21 protein-coding genes and 1 tRNA gene are annotated in these 24,486 nt (G+C 46.3%); 13 read left to right on the top strand and 9 right to left on the bottom strand.

Going from position 1 to position 24,486, the window contains the following annotated elements; translation table 11 throughout:
* The first annotated feature begins 5 nt into the window (after positions 1-5).
* The 5 genes from OM978_RS19195 to OM978_RS19175 are packed head-to-tail and all read left to right on the top strand — an operon-like array spanning position 6 to position 6,310.
* Entirely contained in the window at positions 6-821 is an 816-nt protein-coding gene (locus OM978_RS19195) for an MBL fold metallo-hydrolase (RefSeq protein ID WP_264343962.1), read from the top strand.
* A complete protein-coding gene (locus tag OM978_RS19190) occupies positions 815-3,022 on the top strand; it encodes a CHASE2 domain-containing protein (protein WP_264343960.1) in 2,208 nt (735 codons plus the stop codon). The genes OM978_RS19195 and OM978_RS19190 overlap by 7 nt, the downstream gene beginning before the upstream one ends.
* A 15-nt stretch (positions 3,023-3,037) precedes the next feature.
* The gene (locus OM978_RS19185; RefSeq protein WP_264343959.1) at positions 3,038-4,669 is read left to right on the top strand and encodes an HD family phosphohydrolase; all 1,632 of its coding nucleotides are present in this window, start codon (positions 3,038-3,040) and stop codon (positions 4,667-4,669) included.
* 39 nt (positions 4,670-4,708) lie between these two features.
* Positions 4,709-5,506, top strand: coding sequence for a hypothetical protein (locus OM978_RS19180; protein WP_264343958.1), 798 nt, complete (start codon positions 4,709-4,711; stop codon positions 5,504-5,506).
* Positions 5,507-5,551: 45 nt separating this feature from the next.
* The gene (locus OM978_RS19175; RefSeq protein ID WP_264343956.1) at positions 5,552-6,310 is read left to right on the top strand and encodes a TerC family protein; all 759 of its coding nucleotides are present in this window, start codon (positions 5,552-5,554) and stop codon (positions 6,308-6,310) included.
* A gap of 30 nt (positions 6,311-6,340) precedes the next feature.
* Here the strand turns inward: OM978_RS19175 and OM978_RS19170 are convergent, their stop codons facing one another.
* The 4 genes from OM978_RS19170 to OM978_RS19155 all read right to left on the bottom strand — a co-directional run bounded on the left by OM978_RS19170 (position 6,341) and on the right by OM978_RS19155 (position 9,706).
* Positions 6,341-7,372: a DUF2955 domain-containing protein gene (locus OM978_RS19170; protein WP_264343954.1), complete on the bottom strand. Its 1,032-nt coding sequence runs from the start codon at positions 7,370-7,372 to the stop codon at positions 6,341-6,343.
* Between the two features lie 62 nt (positions 7,373-7,434).
* Positions 7,435-8,499, bottom strand: coding sequence for an HlyD family secretion protein (locus OM978_RS19165; RefSeq protein ID WP_264343953.1), 1,065 nt, complete (start codon positions 8,497-8,499; stop codon positions 7,435-7,437).
* A complete protein-coding gene (locus OM978_RS19160; RefSeq protein ID WP_264343952.1) occupies positions 8,496-8,948 on the bottom strand; it encodes a MarR family winged helix-turn-helix transcriptional regulator in 453 nt (150 codons plus the stop codon). Before OM978_RS19160 ends, OM978_RS19165 begins: the two co-directional genes overlap by 4 nt.
* A 131-nt stretch (positions 8,949-9,079) precedes the next feature.
* Positions 9,080-9,706: a trimeric intracellular cation channel family protein gene (locus OM978_RS19155; protein ID WP_264343951.1), complete on the bottom strand. Its 627-nt coding sequence runs from the start codon at positions 9,704-9,706 to the stop codon at positions 9,080-9,082.
* Between the two features lie 134 nt (positions 9,707-9,840).
* Here OM978_RS19155 and OM978_RS19150 point away from each other — a divergent pair, with 134 nt between their 5' ends.
* The 3 genes from OM978_RS19150 (at position 9,841) to OM978_RS19140 (ending at position 14,041) form a co-directional block, all read left to right on the top strand.
* Positions 9,841-10,806, top strand: coding sequence for a hypothetical protein (locus tag OM978_RS19150; protein WP_264343949.1), 966 nt, complete (start codon positions 9,841-9,843; stop codon positions 10,804-10,806).
* 85 nt (positions 10,807-10,891) lie between these two features.
* A complete protein-coding gene (locus OM978_RS19145) occupies positions 10,892-12,967 on the top strand; it encodes a TonB-dependent receptor (protein ID WP_264343948.1) in 2,076 nt (691 codons plus the stop codon).
* A gap of 12 nt (positions 12,968-12,979) precedes the next feature.
* Positions 12,980-14,041, top strand: a complete 1,062-nt coding sequence (locus OM978_RS19140) for a PepSY-associated TM helix domain-containing protein (RefSeq protein WP_264343947.1) — start codon at positions 12,980-12,982, stop codon at positions 14,039-14,041.
* Between the two features lie 260 nt (positions 14,042-14,301).
* On the opposite strand, the gene OM978_RS19135 is transcribed toward OM978_RS19140, so the two are convergent.
* From OM978_RS19135 to leuA, 5 genes are all read right to left on the bottom strand, one after another.
* Positions 14,302-14,673, bottom strand: coding sequence for a DUF3718 domain-containing protein (locus OM978_RS19135; RefSeq protein ID WP_264343946.1), 372 nt, complete (start codon positions 14,671-14,673; stop codon positions 14,302-14,304).
* Between the two features lie 305 nt (positions 14,674-14,978).
* Entirely contained in the window at positions 14,979-15,581 is a 603-nt protein-coding gene (leuD, locus tag OM978_RS19130) for a 3-isopropylmalate dehydratase small subunit (RefSeq protein ID WP_264343944.1), read from the bottom strand.
* On the bottom strand, positions 15,578-17,002 hold the full coding sequence (gene leuC, locus OM978_RS19125; protein WP_264343942.1) for a 3-isopropylmalate dehydratase large subunit: 1,425 nt from the start codon (positions 17,000-17,002) through the stop codon (positions 15,578-15,580). The genes leuD and leuC overlap by 4 nt, the downstream gene beginning before the upstream one ends.
* Positions 17,002-18,084 (bottom strand): 3-isopropylmalate dehydrogenase, encoded by a 1,083-nt coding sequence (leuB, locus tag OM978_RS19120; protein WP_264343940.1) that lies wholly within the window; start codon positions 18,082-18,084, stop codon positions 17,002-17,004. Before leuB ends, leuC begins: the two co-directional genes overlap by 1 nt.
* Positions 18,085-18,086: 2 nt before the next feature.
* Entirely contained in the window at positions 18,087-19,658 is a 1,572-nt protein-coding gene (gene leuA, locus OM978_RS19115; RefSeq protein WP_264343938.1) for a 2-isopropylmalate synthase, read from the bottom strand.
* A 477-nt stretch (positions 19,659-20,135) separates the two neighbouring features.
* Here leuA and OM978_RS19110 point away from each other — a divergent pair.
* The 5 genes from OM978_RS19110 to OM978_RS19090 all read left to right on the top strand — a co-directional run bounded on the left by OM978_RS19110 (position 20,136) and on the right by OM978_RS19090 (position 24,485).
* Positions 20,136-20,222, top strand: a tRNA-Leu gene (locus OM978_RS19110).
* Positions 20,223-20,324: 102 nt separating this feature from the next.
* The gene (locus OM978_RS19105; RefSeq protein WP_233009247.1) at positions 20,325-21,554 is read left to right on the top strand and encodes an adenosine deaminase family protein; all 1,230 of its coding nucleotides are present in this window, start codon (positions 20,325-20,327) and stop codon (positions 21,552-21,554) included.
* 480 nt (positions 21,555-22,034) lie between these two features.
* Positions 22,035-22,235, top strand: coding sequence for a hypothetical protein (locus OM978_RS19100; protein ID WP_264343937.1), 201 nt, complete (start codon positions 22,035-22,037; stop codon positions 22,233-22,235).
* 259 nt (positions 22,236-22,494) lie between these two features.
* A complete protein-coding gene (locus OM978_RS19095) occupies positions 22,495-23,913 on the top strand; it encodes a sensor histidine kinase (RefSeq protein ID WP_264343935.1) in 1,419 nt (472 codons plus the stop codon).
* Positions 23,910-24,485, top strand: coding sequence for a YtzC family protein (locus OM978_RS19090; RefSeq protein ID WP_264343934.1), 576 nt, complete (start codon positions 23,910-23,912; stop codon positions 24,483-24,485). The genes OM978_RS19095 and OM978_RS19090 overlap by 4 nt, the downstream gene beginning before the upstream one ends.
* Position 24,486: the final 1 nt, after the last annotated feature.

Below are 24,486 nucleotides of genomic sequence, written 5' to 3'. Positions count from 1 at the left end.
TCCTTATGCAGATTAAATTTTATGGCGTGCGTGGCTCAATTCCAACACCGGGAGTGGATACACAAAGGTATGGCGGTAACACCCCTTGTGTGCTGCTGACTAGTCAAAGTGGTCAGCAATTAATTCTCGATTCGGGCACTGGGATCAGGTTATTGGGGCAGGAATTAATGGCTGGCACTGAAGAGCTGGTGTTACTGCTTAGCCATAACCACTGGGACCATATTCAGGGTTTTCCTTTTTTTGCACCCGCGTATCAGCCGGGTCGTCAAATCCGGATTATTCCGGGACATACTTTAAACGCCGAGCATGACGCAATCTTAAAACAAATGTCAGGCGAGTTTTTTCCTGTAGCGCCAGAGCAACTGCCTTCAGTGATCCGTATTACTCCTATAGCGGACGATCAGTGGCAGTTGGGAGATTTTTATATCCAGCGTTGCCGGTTGAATCATCCGGGTTCTGGCAGTGCTTATCGTATTACCGCAGACGGACAAGCTTTGGCTTATGTCACAGATAATGAGCTGTTTCCGCCACAGCAAGAATTCACTTCAAGAGCGCGGTGGCTAGAGTTTGTCGCAGGAGTCGACTTGTTGATCCACGATGGCCAATATCTGGAAGCAGATATGCCCTATAAGTTGGGCTGGGGTCATTCACTGGTCAGTCAGGCGGTGGTGTTAGCCAAAGAAGCTCAAGTGAAAAAGCTGGTCATTTTCAGCCATGATCCGGTCCGCACTGATCTGCAATTGGATGAACTGGCGCAGCAGTTTAGTGCGCAGCGCCCTGAAGTGGTGATGGCGCAGGAAGGAATGGAAATCTGGTGCTGAAGTATTGGCGACGCCATCAATGGATTTTGTTTTGTAGCCTGCTGTTTAGTGGAGTGCTGGTGCTGGCTCAGTTGAGTGCTGTCTATTCAGAACAGTCAGTGTTAAAGCGTCTTGATGGTTTGCTGTACGACAGTAGATTAAAACTGATGCTGTCGTACAGAGAGGTCAAAGACTTACCTGTAGTGATAGTTGATATTGACGAAAAAAGTCTGAAGCAACTGGGTCGTTGGCCATGGAGTCGCCAAATAGTGGCGCAGATGCTGGAGCAATTAACTGCGGCTGGTGCTTCGGTGGTCGCTTTTGATGTGATTTTTTCCGAGCCTGAGCGCAACCCGGCACAACAAGTGTTGCAGTCCGGCCAGCAGCGGTTATCTGCTGAAACGACGGCGGAATTACAGCAGATAGCACCACTGTTAGATGCAGACCATCAGTTTGCCTCAAGCCTTGAAAACAAAGACGTAGTTCTGGGGTTTTTATTCCAGCGGGAACAACTGGCTGTGGGGCAGTTGCCTGAAACCTATGTGTCTGTGGATTCTGAAGCCAGTCAAAGTTCTGTCAGTCAGTTTGCCGGTTATGTCGCCAATACGGCTGTACTTCAGCAACAAAGTGCTGGAACAGGTTTTATTAATTCATCTCCCGATCCTGACGGTTTTATCCGCCAGGCTGCTTTGCTCATCCGCTATCAGGACAAAGTTTATCCGTCACTGGCGTTGGAGGCTGCCCGTTTATATGCATTGGCTCAGCAGCTGGAAGTAGAAACTGCGCCATTGCAGCAAATTAATACCATAGTGGGTGTTACAGTGGGCAATACCCGCATTAACACCGACTTATACGGCAGAGTGCTTATTCCTTATCGAGGTCCTGCGCGCAGTTTTCCTTATATTTCCGCTGTTGATGTAGTGCATGGGGCAGTGGATAAAGCGCTGTTAAAAGATGCAGTCGTTTTTGTCGGCACTTCTGCGGTAGGCCACGCTGATTTACGTTCGACTCCTGTTGGTGTGCAATACCCAGGCGTAGAAGTGCACGCCAATGTATTTGAAGGCTTAATTTATCCGGAGTTAATTCACTCTCATCCGGATTGGGCTGAGGCTCTGGTGTTTTTGTTTTTAGTGGTACTGGGTGTTCTGATGAGTTTGTTGTTTCCTGCTTTAGGCCCTGTCAGCCTGGCTTTAACAGGAGGCAGTCTGTTACTGCTGACCTTGGGGGGCAACTTGTACAGCTGGCAAGTTTTGAAGCTGGATTTACCCTTAACGTCCAGTCTGTTACTGATTTTAGGCCTGACTTTGCTGAATTTAATCTATGGCTTTTTTGGCGCTTCACAACAAAAAGCCCGGATTAAATCAATTTTCGACCAGTACGTACCCCCAGCTCATATAGATGAAATGCTGAATCACCCTGAAAGCGTAAGTCTGGATGGTAAAAGAAAAGAGATGTCGGTGTTATTTTCAGATATCCGTGGTTTTACCAACTTGTCAGAGAAACTGACAGCGACCGAACTGAAATCCTTGTTAAATCGCTACTTTTCGCCCATTACCAAAACTATTTTTGAGCATCAGGGCACCATAGATAAATACGTGGGCGATATGGTAATGGCGTTCTGGAATGCGCCGCTGGATGTAAAAGCTCATGCAGAGCTGGCGGTGAAGGCGGGTTTTTCTATGTTAAAAATCACCGATGAACTCAGCAAAAGTTTTGTTTTAGATGGTTTGCCCGCCATCGATATTGGGGTTGGTATTAATACGGGCGAAATGAATGTGGGTGATATGGGGTCGGAGTATCGTCGTGCTTATACCGTACTTGGTGATGCTGTGAATTTAGGCTCCCGACTGGAAAGTCTGACTAAATATTATGGCGTGCGGTTTTTGGTGAGCCAGATGACGGCACAACAATGCCAAAACATGACTTTTCGTACCATAGACAAAGTCAAAGTGAAGGGTAAAACAGAAGCAGTCATTATTTATGAACCTGTGGATCCCGACTTACTAACTAACCCAGACTTTGTAGCTGCTTTGCAGCGGCATGAACAAGCACTTGTATTGTATTGGCAGCAAGACTGGAACGAGGCCGAACAGCTCTGGGCCTCGTTGTATCAGTGCTATAACGATAAGTTATACAGCTTGTATCTCGAACGACTGACTCATTACCGTACGCATCAGACTGGTGCAGATTGGGATGGGGTCTATACTCATGCAGAAAAGTAGTCATGGCAGTGAAAAATGATGACTGAACCTTCAGTATTACGACATTTGATAGACATAGGCATTTCGTTATCGGTAGAGCGGGATACAACCCGTCTGCTGGAGCGTATTTTAACCAGTGCTCAAACTTTAACTCAGGCAGACGGTGGCACTATTTATTCAGTGACGGCTGACAAGAGTCTGAAATTTGAGACCTTGATCAACAACTCGCTGAATATGTATATGGGCGGTAGCTCTGGCGTGCCTATCCCTTTTCCTTCTATCCCCATTTACAAAGAAGGCCAGGTGAATCAACACGCTATAGTGGCTATTGCTGCCGCTGAAGGTGAAATGATCCATATTCCTGATGCTTATGCTTGTCAGCAATATGACCTAAGCGCTGCGCGCAGTATGGATCAGCGGACTGGTTATCATACCCAGTCGGTGCTGACTATCCCGATGAAAAATCATGAGGGCGAGCTCAATGGTGTATTGCAACTGATTAATGCCACAGTGGATGGCAAAGTCAGTGCATTTTCAACTCAGCAAATGGAATTGGTGCGTTCATTGGCTTCTTTAGCTGCTGTGGCACTGACCAATAAGCAGTTGATTGAAAACATGGAAGAGTTATTTCAGGGCATAGCCCGTCTGATCGCCAAAGCTATAGATGAAAAGTCCCCTTACACTGGCGGACACTGTAAGCGGGTTCCGGAGCTGACCATGATGCTGGCGAATGCGGCTCATCATCATAACAGCGGACCTTTAGCAGACTTTGTGCTGACGGATGCTGACCGGCATGAGTTAAGTGTGGCGGGTTGGTTACATGACTGCGGTAAAATTGCCACGCCAGAACATGTGATGGATAAGGCTAGTAAATTACAGACCATTTTCGACAGGATAGAGCTGGTCGACGCCAAAATAGAGATAGCCAAACGGGATTTCGAACTAAGTCTTGCCGGACCTTTGTATCTTGCGTCTCACCAGCAGGATCAGGCACAAATTGCATTGTTGCAACAGCAACTGGCACAAGGACTGGCTGCTTTGGACGCGCAGCGCGATTTTTTGCGCAAAGCTAATATAGGTGGCGAGTTTATGGACAAAGACGATCAGCAGCAGGTCGCTGATTGTGGTCGTCAGTTGCAGATTTGCATAGCGGGACAGGAACAAAATCTGTTATCTGATAATGAAATTTACAACCTGAGTATAGCCCGTGGCACCTTAACTCCGGAGGAAAGGCAGATCATCAACCGTCATATGAATATTACCGTCGATATGCTGGAGTCTTTGCCTTTCCCTAAACATTTACAAAGGGTGCCCGAGTTTGCTTGTGGTCATCATGAAAAAATGGACGGTACTGGTTATCCCAAAGGTCTGACGAGAGACCAAATGTCGATACCAGCCCGTATGATGGCCATAGCCGATATTTTTGAAGCCTTAACGGCGTCAGACCGGCCTTATAAAGACGGCAAACCATTAAGTGAATGCCTGATGATTATGGGCCGAATGAAACAGAACCAGCATATAGACCCGGATCTGTTTGATATTTTTATCGATCAGAAAGTGTATCTGCAGTACGCAGAACAATTTTTAAAACCCGGGCAATTAGATGAAATTGACCACAGCCGTATCCCTGGTTATTTGCCGCCTGAGCAACGCTACAGCACGAAATAGCCTAAGCTTAGAAAGTATCAAAGAAGACGTTGGAGTCGCATGCGAGTTGTATTGATATTGTTATGGAGCTGCCTGAGTTTTTTCTGCGGCACTGTTCAGGCTAAACCCTATGTGATTGGTATAGAGCAGCTGGATTATTATCCACATTACGACTTTAAATCAGCGCAGCCCCGTGGTTACTTTGTTGATTTGATTCAGTTATACAGCGTCTGGAGTGGCGATGAGTTTGTATTTAAAGCTTTGCCAGTCAAGCGTTTATACAAGGATTCGGCTGAACTGACGGACTTTGTTTATCCGGATAATCTGCGTTGGCAACCTCATTTAGACATAGATCAAAAGCTGGTTAAATATTACAGCGCTCCGGTGATTTATACTTTGGGTGGCACTATGGTGCTACCGGAAAAGCAGAAAATGGCCATGGTGGATTTTAAAGTGCTGGCTAATATTCATGGTTTTTCACCAACCCGGTGGATAGAGCTGAAAAAACAGCATAAGTTTAAAATTCTGGATGTACCTGATGCTGAATCTGCGCTGCGAATGACGCTGCGGGGCAGGGTTGATGCAGCTAATGTGGAATACAATGTCGCTCAGTACCATTTAGCTCAGATGAAATCTGCCAAAGCTCTGGTGATGGCTGAGCATTTACCTTTTACCAACCTCGCATTTCACTTATCCAGCCAAAAGCATCCGGAACAAATCCTGCGCTTTAATCAATTTCTGATTGAACAGCAGGATCAAATTCAGCAGTTAAAACGACGTTATGCTTTAGTGGAATATAGGGAACAACTGCCCAAGTTGTCAGATAAGCAAAAGGTTACAGCTGAAATTCGCCAATAAAGCCGCTACACTAGCCGCAGTTAATTAAAATCATGGGAACTTCATATGTTTGAATGGATCGCGAGTCCGGAAGCCTGGATAGCCTTAGGTACTCTGGCAGCCTTGGAAATCGTCTTAGGTATAGACAATATTATCTTCTTATCTATTTTGGTGGGGCGTTTGCCTGAGCATCAACGCGCCTTTGCCCGCCGTATGGGTTTAGGCTTAGCCATGTTTGCCCGTCTGGCGTTGTTATTCTCTATTTCCTGGGTGATGGGGTTAACCGAAACCTGGTTTACTGTGCTGGGTAATGACATTTCAGGCCGTGATGTGATCTTAATTGGTGGTGGTTTATTCCTGCTGGCCAAGTCGACTCAGGAAATTCACCATAGCCTCGAAGGTATGGAAGAAGATAGTGCTGGTCCTAAAGTGGTAGCCAACAACCTGTTTATGGTGCTGATCCAAATCGCTATCTTAGATATCGTCTTCTCATTAGATTCAGTGATCACTGCTGTGGGTCTGGTCAATCAAATTGAAATTATGGCCATTGCCATTGTTTCTGCTGTGGTAGTGATGATGTTTGCTGCTAAGTCTATTGGTGACTTTGTCGACGCACATCCATCCATTAAAGTGCTGGCTTTATCCTTCCTGATTTTGGTTGGTGTGACCTTAATGATCGAAGGTTTTGATGTGCATGTGCCAAAAGGTTATATCTATTTCGCTATGGCATTCTCTGTAGCTGTTGAGATGATCAATATCCGCATGCGTAAAGGCCGCAACGTAGTGAAACTGCATAAAGCTATATCGGACGAAAAAGCCGACTAAGCCTAAGCGAAGCCGATGAGAAGAGCCCTGCTAGTCACTGACAAGCGGGGCTTTTTTATTGGCGTTGATTTTAAGGTTGCGACGTTCCAGCAGCAGATAAAGTACAGTGGCTAATACCAGTGTCAAAACCACAGCCACACTGACAGAGCTGATGCGGTACAAAGCGCTGTACATCAAATCTTGATCTGGCTTTAAATACTGACCAAAAATAATAGCCATAGTGGTCATGCCACCAAAAGCTACACCAGAGCCCGGGCCTTCCAGTTGCTGCGCTCTGGCGAAAATCAGCATACCAAAAAAGAATGCCAGCATAGTTAAGGGTAAATGCTGGTAGTTGTCATACAACACCAACTGGACCGCTATCGCATAGGCGGAACCCAGCAATACTCCTGACGCTCGTTTGATACCAGCCTGCACTATGCCAGTAAAACTCATAGGCAACAGAATAAGGATGCTGCTGGCCTGAGCAGATAGCGAATCCTGTAAATCCAGCAGTTGAAAGGTCACAAAAGACAAGGTTGCAATAGCTGCTGCGACCAGGCTTTGCTGTTGCTGTTCAAGTGGGGTTTTAGCTGGAGGCATTTGCATAGACTGTTCTGGCACAGGAAAGAGCCAAATCACAACACCACTAATCAGCAAAGCAAATAGTACAGCCAATAAAGCATTGCCAAGCATCTGGCCCGGATCCATGCTGGGGTAACTGGCGAAATGCAAAAAGATACTGCCGTTAATAATGGCAATAGCGGCAAATACAAAAAGCGCGCCTTTGGCCATCAAACGGAATAACCATAGGAAATAGATAAAAACCAGCAGCGTCATCACAGTGCTTAAAGCACCAAGCCAGCTGTACAGCAGCACCATAGAGCCAGCTATCAGGTTCGCGCTCACGTATTGCAGTACAACAAAAGGCGTCAGTCTGGGGATTAAACCTAACAACAACACAGGACTGATGGTAAAAAACACACCCCATTGATCCGAGTTGGTCAGTTTGGCCAGCAGTAAGCCGAGGCTGGCACCAAAGGCCAGCCGCAGTACTTTATGAAAGGGAGTGGGTGCAAACATAACCGGACCTAAAAGTTTTAGTAAAGACTGCGTTAGTAAACGTCACTTTAGTAAACGCCGCTTTAATAAACATAGTGCAGCAAGCTAATCAGCTGAATTTGGCTTTTTGCCAAAGCTGCCAGCAGGCGGTTGTCTTTTGGCACCAGTTGCACTGTTGCCCGGGATCCAACCACTAAAGCGGACGGCATTTGCTGTTGCATCGCCAGATTTACTTTTAAACGCTGCGCATCACGGACCCAGCGGCTGCTGCTGTCTGCCGTCGCTAAACGTCCATCTGGTGTGCTCTGGCCGTTGGCAACACCTGCATCTATATCCCGTACCGAAGCGCTGAATACTTCGCCTGGTAAAGCATCAAAAGTGATGAGAGCTTCGGTACCTTGTTGTACATGCAGCAAACTTTTTTCACGAAACAAAGCGCTGACCCAACTTTGCTGAGTGGAGACCAGAGCAACAGTAGCTTGATGACTGGCCAAATTAGTGCCAACTTCCAGTTGCAAGTCTGTGACTATGCCATCGACATCTGCATACACCTTGGTTCTGTCCAGCTCCAGTTGGGCTAATGCCAGCTGATTGCGGGCCTGTTTAATTTGCACCAGCTCCTGAGTTGGAATACCCAGTTCTGCTTCACGTTCTGCTAAATCTGCGGTGCTGGCCTGTAGCTCCGCTTTGGCTTTGAGCACAGCTGTATGGCTTTGATCCAGTTGCTGACGTGCTATTAGTTTTTGATTGTACAGTTGCTGATAACGCTGATCTTCCCGCTGTACTTCCTGCAAGGCAAAACGCGCCTGATCAACACGGGCTGCAGCGCTTTGTAAAGCTGCACTTAACTGACGGTTGTTTTGCTGACTTTGTTCCAGTTGCAATTGGGCCAGTTCCAGCTTGAGCTGATAGTCAGCCGGGTCCAGTTCGAATAACAAATCACCTTTTTTAACCTGCTGATTATTCTGCACCGCAATAGACACCACACGGCCAGGGACTTGGGGGGCAACCTGCACGACATAACGTTGCACTAAGCTGTCTGTGGTGACAGGCATATACAAATCGGCAGCCAGGTAGTAACCAAACACCAATCCAAATAGCACTAAAGTCCATTTGATCCAACGGTTAAACAGTTGTTCGGCGCTCATGATATGTCTCCGGCTTTTTGGTCCTGCAAAAGCACTGCGGCTTGTTGCAATACCAGACTCAGCAATTGTGGAAGATCCTGCTGCTGCTGTGGTGTTAAATTCCCCAGTAATTGCTGCTGCAAAACGCGGCGTTGCTGATTAATAGCTGCCACTAAGTCTGTTGCTGCAGGCAGCAAATACAACGCCTTTTGGCGTCTGTCCTGTTCTGACGGGCGGCGTTCAATCAGGCCTTGTTTTTCCAGTTGGTCCAGCACTGGCACTAAAGATGGGGTTTCTACAGCTAACAAGCGGGCCAGTTCAGTTTGGCTAAAGCCTTGATTTTCAGCTATGTATACCAGTGCTATGCCAGAACTTTGGGTCAGGCCCTGACAGGCCAGTTGTTTATCTAATAAACAACGCCATTGGCGTGACAGCAGATGAACTTGCAGGCCTAAACTTTGGAAACTCATAATTTGCTCGTTAATAATTAGGAAGCTAACTATATTTTAGTTAGCTTCCTAATTAATTTCAAGCCGAAGCAGAATAAGCTCTGTTTTGTGTGTAAATAAAAAAGTACAAGTGGCCTTGTAGGTTGCTGGAGTTAACGCAGGTCGTCGGCTTTTTTGCCAAATACAGGAATAGTCAGATGCCAGCGAATGGCGGCTAAACGCAAGGTTAATAAGGCAGTCATTCCTGCCAGCATGGCGGGCATTTGTGCGACGCCAAAGCCCAGCAGCTGCACGTACACCAGGCCGCCAAAAATGCAGGTAATAGCGTACAGCTCGCCACGAAACACCATAGGAATTTCACGGCATAATACGTCACGGATCATGCCACCACAGACCCCACTCATAGTGCCCATCATAATGGCGACAAAACCAGAGGTGCCGTGGTCCAGTGCTTTTTGTGTGCCCATAATGACAAAAAACGCCAGACCAATGGCATCTGCAATTTGTAAGGTATTGTTTGGGATCACTAGTCTGTTACGAACTGCCAGAATAGTTAAACCTGCGGCAACGAAAATGGCTAAAAAGTAACTGTTGTTGCTTAACCAGATCACCGGAGAGTCGAGGATTAAATCGCGTAAAGTACCGCCACCTATGGCAGTGACTGTTGCCAGTACTATGACACCAAAACCGTCCATTTGTTTGCGCCAGGCTGCGAGGGTGCCAGAAATTGCAAATACGGCAATACCTAATAAATCAAACCAGTGGAAATAGAACTCCATATCGCACCAAAAAAAACAGAGAATAAAGACATCAAACTAACAGGCTTTTACATTGAATCACAGCTTGAAGCAGGTGTTTTATTTTCTGCTCATGCTAGTATGACGCCGTTAGTTTTGTTGAGGGAAGAGGGAATATGAGTAAAAAAGTTTGGTTAGGTGCTGCATTGGTTCTATCTGCCAGTGCTGTGGCTGGTTTTTTATATGCGAATCATCAAGCGGAACAGCTGATGGCAGGTCATATCGAACGCAGTAATCAGCAGTACCTGCAATTAGCCGAACAAGGTGATATGCCTCCTATTCATATGAGCTACAGCAAACTGTCGGCGAATATTATTACCTCAAGCTACAAAATCCGTGACTTGCATATAGGCATTGCAGGTATGGGAGATTTAGCCACAGTTGGTGAAGTGGAGTTGATAGGGTTACAGCGTGATGGTTTACCTGAAGATGGAGCTGCCCGCTTAAAAGATTTAAAACTGGCGCAACAGGCTCTGGCCTCGTTGCCAAAAGATTTAGCTGATTATCTGGCTACTTTGCTGATGGAGCTGAGTTATCAATACAAATACAAAGCAAAAACAGGGGAGCTGACTTTCCAGCAGGAATTGCGGGTCGATCATCATTTCAGCCTGAATTACCGTTTTGCTTTAACTGGCGTGACGGACTTATGGAAATTTGCTGAAAACATACATGGGCTGACACCTGAACAACAGCAGCTGCAATCTGAGCAGCCAGACTATTTGCCAGGTTTGATGAAAAAAGTGGGAGTTATTGGTATAGCCAATGGCTCTTTTGAAATAGAAAACAAAGAATTTTTACAACAGCTGTTTGATAAGCTGGCTGCGGCACAAATCACCACGGATTACGCCAGTACCCAGCAGCAACTGAGTGCTGCTTTGCAACAAAACCAACAGATCCCAGAGTCTATTCGCCAACCTGTGCTGAATTTTTTACAAAAACCTGAACGCTTAAAACTCAGCTTCCAGTTTCAACAACCCCCTACTTTTTCTCAAATGCAGGATGGTTCTGCAATGGCAGGAATTGAGACGGCTGAAGATTTCATCAGCTTCGCCAGTTTAAGCCTGAGCGCCAATTCAAACTAAGGCAAGGCAGCCGTCTTATCTGACTTGACATAAGAATGGTTCGCATTTATAAATGCGAACCATTTTTGTTAGCTTAGGTGAAGTTATGAAGTTGTCCAGATTAGCTATGGCTTTGGCCTTACCATTGCCGTTACTGGCTGCAGAAACTGCCACTGAAATTGAAACCATCAGTGTGTCAGCTACCCGCTCTTCTTATCCCGTCAGTACAGTACCTGCCACTATTACGGTGATCGATCAGGAAGAGTTAAAATCTCAGTTGGCTGTGACTCAGGACTTATCGCAAATTTTGGGTAATTTGTTACCCAGCTTTTCACCTAGCCGACAAAAATTAACCGCCAATGGCGAAACCCTGCGTGGCCGTGAGCCTCTTTATATGATTGACGGTGTGCCGCAATCTACGCCTTTACGTAACGGTTCGCGCGATGGCAATACCATAGACCCCTCCATGATTGAACGTATTGAAATCATACGTGGCGCCAATGCTATTCAGGGCATGGGTGCCAGTGGTGGTATTATCAATATCATTACTAAATCACCGGGCGAGCAGAAGCATCAGGTCAGTTTATCCGGTTCGTTGCCAACAGCTGGTGGCTCTGATACTCAAAGTTATAAAGCTAGTTATCTGTTTTCCGAACAGTTTGATGATGTCTCTTTAGTCACTGGCGCTGCATTTAATAAAACCGGCTTGTATCTGGATGGTGATGGTAATCCTATTGGAGTGGATACCACTCAGGGTGATACCATGGACTCCGATACGGTCGACTTATTTATCAAAAGTAAGTGGCAGATGACTGAAGTTCAAAGCCTGCAGCTGATGATCAATCACTTCGATTTAAAAGGTAATAATAACTACGTCACGGTTCCAGGTAATGCAGCCCAAGGCATTCCTACTACCTCAGCGCGCGGAGTCACCGAAGGCAAGCCATCACAAAATAAAGTGACTTCGGCTTCGTTGGATTATCAGCATCAGGATATAGCTGGCGGTCAGTTGAATCTGCAATTATTTGCTCAGGACTTTGCTTCTATGTTTGGCGGCAGCAGAGCTGCGGTGTTCCAGGACCCTGCCTTAGGTGCAGCTATTTTTGATCAATCACAAAATATCTCAGAAAAAGTCGGCAGTCGTCTGACGTATTTCCGTGCTGATTTAGCGGATACGGGCGTGGATTTAAGCACTGGTCTGGATTGGTTGCAGGACAGCACTTATCAGGAACTGGTGATGACCAACAGAAACTGGGTACCTGAAACTGAATTCACTAACTACGCACCTTTTGTTCAGCTGCGTTACAACCAGATTAAAAACTGGACTTTCAGTGCTGGTGCCCGTTATGAATACGGCCAGTTATCTGTCGCCGACTTTACGACGCTGGCTTCATCCAACAGCAGTTTTGTCACTGGTGGCGAGCCCAGCTTTAATGAACTGCTGAAAAACTTTGGTGTGGTGCATCAGTGGTCTGACAGTATCCGGGTTTATGCCAGCTACAGCGAAGGTTTTAGCATGCCGGATGTGGGTAGGGTACTGCGTGCTATTAATACACCGAATCAGTCTGTAGCTAAGTTTCTGAACTTACAGCCTGTGATCTCTGATAACGCTGAAGTCGGTATCGAGCTGACAGAAGATCAATACCGTTTGCAGCTGAGCTATTTCCAGTCGGATTCCGATCTGGGCTCACGCCTGCAAGCCGATGCCGACGGTATTTACAGCGTGATGCGTGAGCAAACTGAAATATCAGGTTTTGAAGCTGAAGGCGAATACAATCTGAGTGATAACAGCACTTTAGGTTTCACTTATGCCCGCACAGATGGCCGTTATGACAGTAACAACGATGGTCAGGTCGATAAAGATTTAGGCGGCATTAATATTGCCCCTGAACGCTTAAACCTGTATTGGTTACAACAATGGCCGATGCAATTGAGCAGCAGAGTACAAATCAGTCAGCTGTTTGACGTCGACTATAACGACGGCTCTTCTTTTGATGGCTACCATACGCTGGATTTATCCGGCCGTTATGATACAAACAACTGGGGCAGCTGGACTTTGGGTCTGGAGAATGCACTGGATAAACAGTACATTACCTATTATTCACAAACTACCCCTGCCAATAGCAGTTATTTTGCCGGTTTAGGCCGCACTTTAAATCTGAATTGGCAGATGGCGTTTTAAGGATTTTAACGGATGAGAGTGGCCAAAAAGTTACACCGGGTTTTTGGCCTGATTTTAGCCTTATGGCTGGTGCCCGCCAGCCTGACCGGCGCTGTTTTACTCTACAAGAATTCGTTGCTGCAATGGCTGTATCCGCAACTGCAGCAGCCTTTAATCACTGATTTAGCCATTTGGGGTAAGGTATTAGATACTTTGCCTCAGACCGACTACAACTTTGTCCGGCTTGCTACTACTGAACGACCATGGCTTGAACTCGCCCGTCTGGATGGCACCTTAGAGTACTGGTCCGCTTCGGGTCAATTATTGCTAAGCCGCAGCCAGTATGAAGATTTCATCGGCTGGTTTTATGAATTTCATCTGCATTTATTCAGTGCTGAGCTGGGCGAACAAATTATGGGTGTGCTGGGGTTATTGGCGCTACTGCTGATTGGATCTGGTTTATGGCATAGCTGGCCCAGGCACTGGGGCTGGCGCTTATGGCGTTTACCCTTGTCTGCTCCTGCTATCCGCTGGTCCAGGCAATGGCACTTTGTTATTGCGTTTTGGGCTACTCCTCTGCTGCTACTTAGTGTTCTGAGTGGCACTGCTATGGTCTATAACCAGCAAGTACAACAAGGCCTAAGTTGGTTGTTTCGTGATGTTGAAGCAAAAACAGCTCAAATTGAAATGTCTGCTTATCCTGTGACTCAAAGTCAGTGGGTTTTATGGTTGCCGGCCGCACAACAACAATTACCTGAAGGGGTTCTGCGTTTAGTCAGTTTTCGAAAGAAAACAGAACAAGAATTATCAATCCGTGCTCAGCTGAGCGCAGAGTGGCACCCGAATGGCCGTACTCTGATCAAACTCGACCCAGCCAGTTCCAGTGTTTTATCTGTGCAAAAAGCCACGGAGATGGGGCAAGGAAAACAACTTAGCCAACTGATTTATCCTCTGCATATGGCTGCTGTAGGAGGGGACTTCTATAAAGTTTTGCTGTTGCTGACAGGTTTTATCCCGTTGATACTTTGGGTATTAGGCATGATTTATCATAAAAGACGTGAAGCTTATAGCAAGGATAAAAAAACGGCCCCTTAATGGACCGTTTCAGTACACTTTACACGAGCAGGCACCTTGCCCTGTGTGACTGGGGCGAGGAGCGCAGGAAACGTAGGGGCTGGGTTTATCCCCGCCCGTAAGCTTCAAGTCATAGGGTATATAGCCAAAGTAATTGAAGTTGTAGCGAGGCGGCAAGCGATCGAGACCCCAGGAGCATAGTTGTCCTATGTGACTGGGGCGACTCTTTCCTTAAAATCAGGCAGGCAACAAAGCTACGGCTTCAAGTACGAAGGCTATAATTAGTCCTGGCCGATACGGGCTTTTATATCGTTAATCAGCGGAGATGCGGCTAAACCATTAGCGGTTGCCCATGTTTCCAGATCTTCTGCCACTAAAGCTTTAGCAGGCATCTGCTTCACAAAAAATGAACCCGTTTCATAAGCGTCACTGCGCATTGCAAATTTAATCAGCGAATCGCCATTGCATTGAATTACATCGTAAATCTTACGAAGGTTCACTTTGTTATCGGATAATACTTTACGGACGCGATTTTTATCGTCGGCTTTTGTGTATTCACACAAAGAGGTGACCCATTGATCCTGAGCCAAAGCTGCCGGCGCTGCCGCGAAATAAGCACTTGCTACTACTGCTAATGTAACGAGCTTTTTCATAAAAATACCCCTTAGAGGTTAATAGGTGAACTAGTAAAATTGATAATAATGAAACTATATACTGTTGGGTACTACTCTGCCAAGTATTACCCGCTTTTTCTGATAAGCAAGTAGTTCAAATAAATCAGTAGTTTACGGCTGGATGGCTGGATGGGGCTAGGTGTAATTGTAGGGGAGAGGTTTATCCTCTCCCGTTTCAAATTCCAATCAGATGGTAGTTGGGCTTGTCCTTCCCCGCAAATATCGTGGTGCCCAGAGACGGGCCGGGACAAGCCGCGGCCCCTGCGGTCTGCACGAAAGCGCGGTTAACCTAACCAAGGCTGCTGACTGGCACGTTGTTGTTCATAACTACTAATTTGTGGTGCAAACTGTTCGCTGGCACCGATAAAATCCAGGCCACTTAATAAACGCTGTTTGATATCAGGGTCTATTTGAAAACCCACAGCTGCGTTATTGCCCAGAATAATCTGCTGGCCTGCTAAATCAATTTTCCATTCTTGTATGCCTTGCTGGCAGCGGCTGAATAAAAATTCGATATTGGATGCGCTTAGGCTTATCAGTAACATGCCGTTGTTGATGCTGTTATTAAAGAAAATATCGGCAAAACTCTCGGCAATCACCACATTAAAACCATACTGCTGAATAGCCCATGGCGCATGCTCACGGCTTGAACCGCATCCAAAGTTAGCCCGGGTTAGCAGAATAGAGGCGCCTTTGTAGTGAGGCTCGTTTAACACAAAGTCCGGGTTAGGCGTTTCGTTGGCCAGATAACGCCAGTCATAAAACAACGCTTCAGCAAAACCGTCACGGCTGACCGAAGTTAAAAACTGCTTAGGTATGATTTGGTCGGTATCAACATTGTTTTTATCTAAAGGGCAGACCAGCCCTTGTGCAAAAATCTGGCTCATTGGTAACTTCCTTCAGCAGGCCCAACATAAGAAATATCAACGAAATGACCGGCAATAGCAGCAGCTGCTGCCATAGCAGGGCTGACTAAATGAGTGCGGCTACCACGGCCCTGACGGCCTTCAAAGTTACGGTTTGAGGTGGAAGCACAGCGTTGGCCTGCTTCAACACGATCGTCGTTCATGCCTAAACACATAGAGCAACCTGGCTCACGCCATTCAAAACCCGAAGCTTTAAAGATATCAGCTAAACCTTCGGCTTCGGCCTGACGTTTCACCTGACCTGAGCCTGGTACTATTAAAGCACGAACACCGGATGCAACTTGTTTGCCTTGCACCACAGCAGCGGCTTGGCGTAAATCTTCAATCCGGCTGTTGGTACAGGAACCAATAAAGACCACATCGACTTTCAGATCTGTTAGTTTTTGGCCCGCTTCAATGCCCATATAAGTTAAAGCACGGCGCGCGGCATCGGCTTTAATTAAATCGCTGAAAGATTCAGGAGCAGGAATAGGCTGATCTACAGCTATGACTTGCTCAGGGTTCGTACCCCAGGTCACTTGTGGTCTGATTTTTTCTGCGGCAATAGTCACGGTTTTATCAAATACAGCGTCGGCATCTGAATACAGGCTTTGCCAATACTGCACTGCTGCATCCCAGTGTTCTGCCTGAGGTGCATGAGGTTTGCCTTTTAAATAGGTAAAAGTGACCTCATCCGGTGCTATTAAACCAGCTTTAGCACCCATTTCAATGCTCATATTACACAGCGTCATACGGCCTTCCATGCTCATGCCACGAATAGCAGAACCGCAGAATTCAGCCACATAACCATTACCACCTGCTGTGCCTAACTGGCCAATCACCGCCATAATCACATCTTTTGGCGTCACAAAAGGTGATAAAGAACCTGTAACTTCTACTTTTAAGGTCTTCGCGACTTGCTGCTGCAAGGTTTGGGTGGCCAGCACATGTTCTACTTCAGAAGTACCAATACCAAAGGCGATAGCGCCAAAAGCACCATGAGTAGAAGTATGGGAATCACCACAGACAATAATCATGCCTGGCTGAGTTAAACCCAGCTCAGGGCCAATCACATGCACTATGCCTTGGTCCGGGTGCATTAAATCCAGTAAAGGCACATTAAATTCTTTGCAGTTCGTTGCCAGTGCTTCCAGCTGTTTACGAGAGGTTTCCCCCGCCGCATCTATGCTGCGCAGCTGAGTCGAGACGTTATGGTCCATAGTGGCGTAGGTTAAATCCGGACGACGTACAGTGCGACCGGCCTGACGTAAACCAGCAAATGCCTGAGGGCTGGTGACTTCATGAATTAAATGGCGGTCGACAAACAACAAGTCGGTGCTGCCATTGACCGGAGCCACCACATGGCTTTGGTAAATCTTCTGATATAAGGTTTTGGCCATCATTAAGCTCTCTTTGTATCAATAGCGTTTAAGGCAGCAATCACTGCAGCGCCTACATCTGCTGTGCCGTAATTCGATGCTGAATTAATATCCCGCGTGACTATGCCTTGCTCTAAAGTACTGGCAACCGCTTGCTCAATAGCACGGGCTGCGGCTTCTTCGGCGAAGCTGTAACGCAACATTAAGGCGGCACTTAAAATCTGTGCTATTGGATTGGCAATGCCTTTGCCTGCGATGTCTGGCGCTGTGCCACCAGCTGGTTCGTACAAACCAAAGTTAGAACCGTTTAAGCTGGCTGAAGGCAATAAACCTAAAGAACCAGCAATGGCCGCAATTTCATCCGACAAAATATCGCCAAACAGGTTGTCGCATAACAACACATCAAAATGCTGCGGTGCCCGAATAAGCTGCATAGCGGCGTTGTCGATATACATATGTTCCAGCTGCACTTGCGGATAGTCTTTAGCAACACGCTCCACCACTTCACGCCATAACACACTGGTTGCCAGCACGTTGGCTTTGTCGATAGAGGTCACTTTATTCTTGCGTTTAGTGGCTGCTTCAAAAGCAACACGGCTGATACGTTCAATTTCGCTGACACTGTATTTTTGGGTATCAAAAGCTGCGTCTTCAGTACGGCCTTTTTCACCAAAATAAATACCACCTGTCAGTTCACGCACACATAAAATATCCATGCCCTGGCTGCTGATTTTTGGGTGCAAAGGCGATAACTCAGCAAAAGCAGGGTAAATCTGACCTGGGCGTAAGTTGCAGAACAAATCAAAGGTTTTACGAAGTGGCAATAACGAAGCCCGTTCTGGCTGTTGGGCTGGCGGCAGGCTGGTCCACTTAGGGCCGCCCACTGAACCAAATAAAATGGCATCACTGTTTTTACATAAATCCAAAGTCGCTTCAGGTAAGGCCACGCCCGTTGCATCAATAGCAGCGCCACCTATTAAAGCCTCAGTGCTTTGAATGCTGAATCCGAATTTATCAGACACCACAGCCAGTACTTTTAACGCTTGAGCCATCACTTCAGGGCCAATGCCATCTCCGGCTAACACGGCAATTTTATAGTTTTTCATTGTTACTTCTCTGTCTGTGATTCAGATAAACGGCGAGCCTGCTTGGCGGCGTCTACCTGTTTGCTGCGTTCAATTAAATTTAATACGTGCACATAAGCCAACACTGAAGAGCGCACTATGTCAGTGGCTAAGCCTGCACCGTGATAACGGCGGCCCTGATGTTCGGCAATAATATCTACCTGGCCCAAAGCATCTTCACCACTGCCTTTAGCCTGTAAGTTAAAGTCGACCATCTTGACGTCAGTGCCAACAATCCGCTGAATGGCCTGGAATGAAGCCTCTACCGGGCCATTGCCTGTGGCTGCTTCGGTATGGGTTTCGCCATTAATGCTGATGCCTACAGTGGCGCTGGCGACATGGCCGGTATGAGTGGAAGAGCTTAAAAACTCCAGTTTGTAGGGTTCGTTGGTATCCTGTAAGTTCTGGAAAAACACCAGCGCTTCTAAGTCGTAATCAAAAACACGGCCTTTTTGGTCGGCTAAAGTGACAAAAGCTTTGTAGATCTCGTCTAAGTTGTAATCTTCATTGGTGTAACCCATTTCGCTTAAACGGTGTTGGATCACAGCGCGGCCAGAGCGGGAGGTCAGGTTTAATTCGTTCTGACGAATACCGACTTGCTCAGGAGACATGATTTCGTAGGTGTTTTGTGCCTTTAATACACCATCCTGGTGAATACCTGAGGAGTGGGCAAAAGCGTTTTCACCAACAATCGCCTTATTCGGCTGAATCGGCATATGACAAATCTGGCTGACCAAATGGCTGCTGCGATAAATTTCAGTGCTTTTAATGTCAGTGTAAAACGGCAGAATGTCCGGGCGGGTTTTGATAATCATCGCCACTTCTTCTAATGAACAGTTACCGGCGCGTTCGCCAATACCGTTGACCGTACATTCAATCTGACGCGCACCAGCCTGAACTGCTGTGATGCTATTCGCCACAGCCAAACCTAAATCGTTATGGCAGTGCACACTTAAAATGGCCTGATCAATATTCGGCACTTTATTACGCAGGTCAGTAATGATGCGGGCAAATTCATTCGGAATGGTGTAGCCCACAGTGTCCGGAATATTAATAGTGCGGGCGCCAGCCTTAATAGCGGCTTCGACAATACGGCATAAATCATCAATAGGAGTGCGGCCTGCATCTTCACAGGAGAACTCAACATCGTCGGTATAACGACGCGCCAGTTGAATAGCCGCAACCGCCTGTTCAGTGGCTTGTTCTAAAGTACGGCGTAATTTGTACTGCAAATGCAAAGGAGAAGTTGCGATAAAGGTGTGGATTCGACGACGTTCTGCATTAGCCAAGGCTTGACCGCACGCTTCAATATCAGCGCTGACAGCACGGGCTAAACCACAAATAATAGGCCCTTTGACCTGTGTGGCTATGCTTTGTACAGACTCAAAGTCACCAGGTGATGACACAGGAAAACCCACTTCCATCACATCAACATTTAAGCGGGCAATAGCATGAGCCAGCTGAATTTTTTGCTTATGGCTTAAACTGGCACGCAACGCCTGTTCGCCGTCTCTTAAGGTGGTATCAAAAATCCAGATTTTGTCCTGACCACTCATCACATTTTCCTCATTAATTGATTAAAACCCGTTTTGGTGGCCTTGGTTAAAACAAAAAACCCCGGCCTGTGGCACGGGGTTTTTGGTTTACTGGTACAGTCGTTTTACCAATGCACAAAGCCCCGTGGCCTGTTGAGGAGCACGAGGAGAGTGAGCAGGTTAGCGAAACGCTGGTTTAAATTCATTGTTGTCTGGGTCTTCATTGGGTTTAATTTATACAACTGCTATTAGTAATATCACGGCACTTTTGGCTTTGCAACAGTATAGACGGCTAAATATCTAAGTATTTTTGTTTGTGTTTAGTCATCTGCCTGATGTTTTTTGCAGCAAAGGCAGCGAAATAGAGTTGTTTTTGTTGAAAAAATAGGCGGTTGATGCGTTTTTTCAGTTTTTTTATGAAAAACACATGACGAATGCCTGTTATTCAGCATAAAATGCGCCCCGTTCTGCCAGTGTTATCAAACACGCTCTGCTCATGCCCGGGTGGTGAAATCGGTAGACACAAGGGATTTAAAATCCCTCGCTCGAAAGGGCGTGCCGGTTCAAGTCCGGCCCCGGGCACCATTTATCTTCTGTTACTCCTTATACATTCCCTTTTAAATTCCTGTTCTGCTACTTAACTGCTATAACTAAAACACTTTGCTTATTTTGCAGGTTTATTCTGTTATGCATTTTTACTCTCTTGATTTCATTAAAGAAATGCCAAAATCCGATCTGCATTTGCACTTAGATGGCAGCTTACGTTTAGACAGCCTGATTGAGATGGCTGCTAAAGCCGGTGTGAAACTGCCGAGTCAGACGGTGGAAGGTTTAAAAGAGCTGGTGTTTAAAGACAGCTACCAGAATCTGGGCGAATACCTGCATTGTTTCCAATACACCTGTGCTGTGCTTCGTGATATGGATAATCTGGAACGCGCTGCTTATGAGCTTGCCATCGACAACCAGCTTGAAGGCGTAAATTACATCGAAGTACGTTTTGCGCCTCAGTTATTAATCGACCTGCCAACAGGCATAGATTTTGACCGGGTGATGCATGCGGTCAACAATGGTCTGAAAAGAGCTCAGCAGGAATACAATAGCCAAGCTGTGGTTCTGAACGGCGACAAACCGCCTTTTGCCTACGGCATTATCAACTGTGCCATGCGGATGTTTGGCGACAAAGGTTTTTCACCTTATTACACCAACTTATTCCAGCTGATGCGGGATTTTAGTCCTATTGAAGTCATTAAGCTGGCCGCGATGGAATTAGTGCGTGCCAGTGTGCGGCTGCGGGATGAAGCTGGTATTCCGATAGTGGCTTTGGATTTAGCAGGGCAGGAGTCTGGTTATCCGGCCAGCAAATTTAAAGAAGTTTATGAGTTTGCTCATCAGCACTTTTTACTGAAAACCTTACATGCCGGTGAAGCTTATGGCGCTGAAAGTGTGTTTGAGGCCATTACCGAATGTTATGCCGACCGTATAGGCCACGGCTATTCGTTGTTTGTGCCGGAGATGATCCAGGACCCTTCGATTAAAGACAAACAAAAGTATATTCGTGAGCTGGCCTCTTATATAGCCGACAAACGTATTGCTATTGAAGTCTGTTTAACCAGTAATCTGCAAACCAATCCGGGCATCAGCGACATTAAAGCGCATAAACTGGGCGATATGCTGGATCACCGTATTGTCACTGTGATCTGCACCGACAACCGGCTGGTGTCGAACACGACAGTCAGCCGCGAATACAAACTGGCTTTGGATAACTTTGATATTCCGCTGAAGCGTTTAAAAGATATGGTGGCCTACGGCTTTAAGAAAAGCTTTTTTCCGGGCAGCTATGTAGAAAAGCGCCAGTACGCTAAGCAATGTTTAGAGTACTTCGATAAAGTCGCGCAAAAATACGGCTTTATTAACTAACCTGCTTATTTCGGCTCAGAGTAAAATTAAATCCCAAATTTGATTTTACTCTGAGCCGAATCAGACACTCCGCGTATTTACCCCGTTTTTACTCTAGAATCTACATTTTTGATTTGTTGTAAGTTATTGAAATTTAATTAAATTATATCTTCTTAATGAATCCTGACAAAAGTGTCGCAAAAAGCATACATGCTAAGTTATTGAAATATATAAGTATTATTTTAAGCTCTATTTTGCTGTTGCTAATTAGCGACAGATCTTTTGGAGTTTCTGTTCAGTTTCAGCCAAAAATGAAATTAATTTATTTTAAGTCATTGATATTTAACGTTTAAAAATTAATTTTAAAACTTGGCACGGACTCTGCATTTATTAGTTCGTAACGGTAAATTAGGTAAGAGGTACGATGTTGTTACTCTTACCTAATTTACCGGCAGGCTCAGCAAAACGCTGAAATGAACAGTAGTAAAGACGGGGTGAATTATGGACTTATTTTTAATCGCAGCTATCGCATTCTTCATGGTTAACGCTTTTGTATTCGTAACCTACATGCGCAAAATTGATTTAAACGGCAATGCAGTTTTAGAGTTAGAGCGTGTTCAAGCTGCTGATGCTTATGCCCGCACTGCTGCTAAAGTACGTAAAGCACGCACTGCAGTTGCGATGGAACAAGCTACTAACTAATTAGTTGCTGTGAATAGATGAAAAGCCAGTCTCTGACTGGCTTTTTTTATGCTCTGCAATCCTGCAGAGCACCCCAAAGGGCCAACGCTTCGCGTTGTTAAAAATCGTTCCAGACGATTTTTTATGCGCAGCCATCCATGGCGCTTACCCCCAAGGGGCCAACGCTTCGCATTGTTAAAAATCGTTCCAGACGATTTTTTTACCTCCCTGTTTAAATCCGTTATGATAAGCGCCTGATTTTTCGTGGAACCCTGTCCTGATGCGAATGCCTGTTCAGCCTGCTTCCTTGCGGCAGTTTGTTTTACTCAGCTTTTTTATGGCGCTAATCCCACTTGGGGTTTTGTTGTGGCAAAGTCATAGTGCTTTATCTGATGTCAGCCGTTATGCCATAGCTGAAGCTGAGAGCTCGGTTGCTAATGTGCGCCGTGCTGAAAATATGCAAAAGCTGGTGAATGACATTGAACGTTCCGTATTGCAGTTCAGCATTTTGAAAACCGATGCCTTGTCGCAACTGGCAGCCACTCACCTCAATAACTACCAACAGAACCTGGGTTCTGTTTGTCTGAATCTGGGCCAGCCAGTGCTGTGTGCGCAGCAGCAAAAGCAACTGGAGTTGTTGTTTGCCAGCTACCTGCATGAAAGTAATGAAGAGCTGAGTCCTATTCTGCAAAAAATCCGCCAGCAGCAGGTGCAACTCACTCAAGTGATCTGGGCTTTGCTGGAACAACGATTACAGCAGCAGCAAGTCTATGCCGAAGAAGCACAAAGTCACCTTGCCTGGCAAACCGTGGCTTTAGTGGTACTGACCTTATTGATGGTACTGTGGGCCTCAGCCCGTATTACCGCGCCGGTGAAAATGCTGGATACCATGATCCGTTCTATAGGCCAGGCCAGTCACCATTTCCCACATGACAAAGTAGATGGTCCACGTGAACTGACTGAACTGGGTGAGCAGTTACGCTGGCTGGCATCACGTTTGCAGCAACTGGAAGCCTTGCGACTGATTTTATTGCGCCATGCATCGCATGAATTAAAAACACCCTTATCCAGTATCCGTGAAGGCTGTGCTCTGCTAAGCGAACAGTTGGTTGGGCCTTTAAATCCGCAGCAAATGGAAGTGGTCAGTTTGCTTAATGGCAGCGCAGACCGTTTAAGTGTGCTGACGGAACAGCTGCTGGATTACAACAAGTTATTGCAACAAGCCAAACCCGAGTTTGGCTGGCACGACAGTGAAACCTTATTGCAAAACTGCTTTAATGACCATGCGTTATCCTTGCAGCAACGTGAGCAAAAAATTGTGCTGGACTGTCAGTTGCCGCGTATCTACACCGACTCCATGTTATTCCGGCGTATTCTGGATAACCTGATTAACAACGCACAGGCTTATGGGGCTGAGGGCAGTAATGTCTGGGTCAATTTACGCCTGCATGATAAATTTATGCTGTTAGACGTGGCAAATAACGGCACCCCTATTCCTGCTGAGTTGCGGGCTAAATTGTTTGAACCCTTCCAGCGCGGCAAAGCCCCTCGTTTTGACGCTGTGCAAGGTTCAGGTTTAGGTTTATCTATTGTCGCCGACTGCGCCCGTTTATTAGGTGGTCTGGCAGAAATTATCGATGTCAGTTACGCCGATGTGTGTATTCAGGTGCGTTTACCTTTAGTTGAGGATGCGGTATGAAAGTTTGGTTAAGTCTTGGCCTTTGTTTGGCGTTAACAGCCTGTCAGGGTGTAAAACCTGTAGTGCCTGTGGTGAATAAAACTTTACCAAAAGTGGAACCTGCACAAACCCAGCTGGTGGAACCTCCTAAACCTGTCAAAGCTGAATTGGCCATAGCTGACGATGCTTTAACCTTACAAGCCTGGCGGGATTTCCGCGCCCAGTTGTTGCTGATGCCTGTGGCGGAGCGGGATTTATTATTACGAAGCTTCAGAACTAACCCTGTCACCACCTTACAAACCTTATTAATTAAGCTGCATCCTGAGAGCCCTTATGCGGTGCGCTTTGCTGCTCAGACTCAGTTAAATGACAAACTGACCACCTTACCTAAAGGCTTAGCCGATTTATTACGCTGGGATTTAGCCTATAACCAGAAGTTGCTGGAAAGTGAATCTGCGGTCACTGCCTTATCGCGTTTAAATGCACAGCAGCAAGAACAACTGGACAGACTGCGCCGGCAAAGCAAAGATTTGCAGAAGAAAATTGATGCGCTGACCCAAATTGAAGCCAAGTTAAACCAGACAGGAAATTAAT

Source organism: Rheinheimera sp. MM224, assembly GCF_947090785.1.
GTDB lineage: Bacteria > Pseudomonadota > Gammaproteobacteria > Enterobacterales > Alteromonadaceae > Pararheinheimera.
Note: the sequence above shows the minus strand (reverse complement) of the source record. Positions and strands in the feature narration are given on the sequence as shown.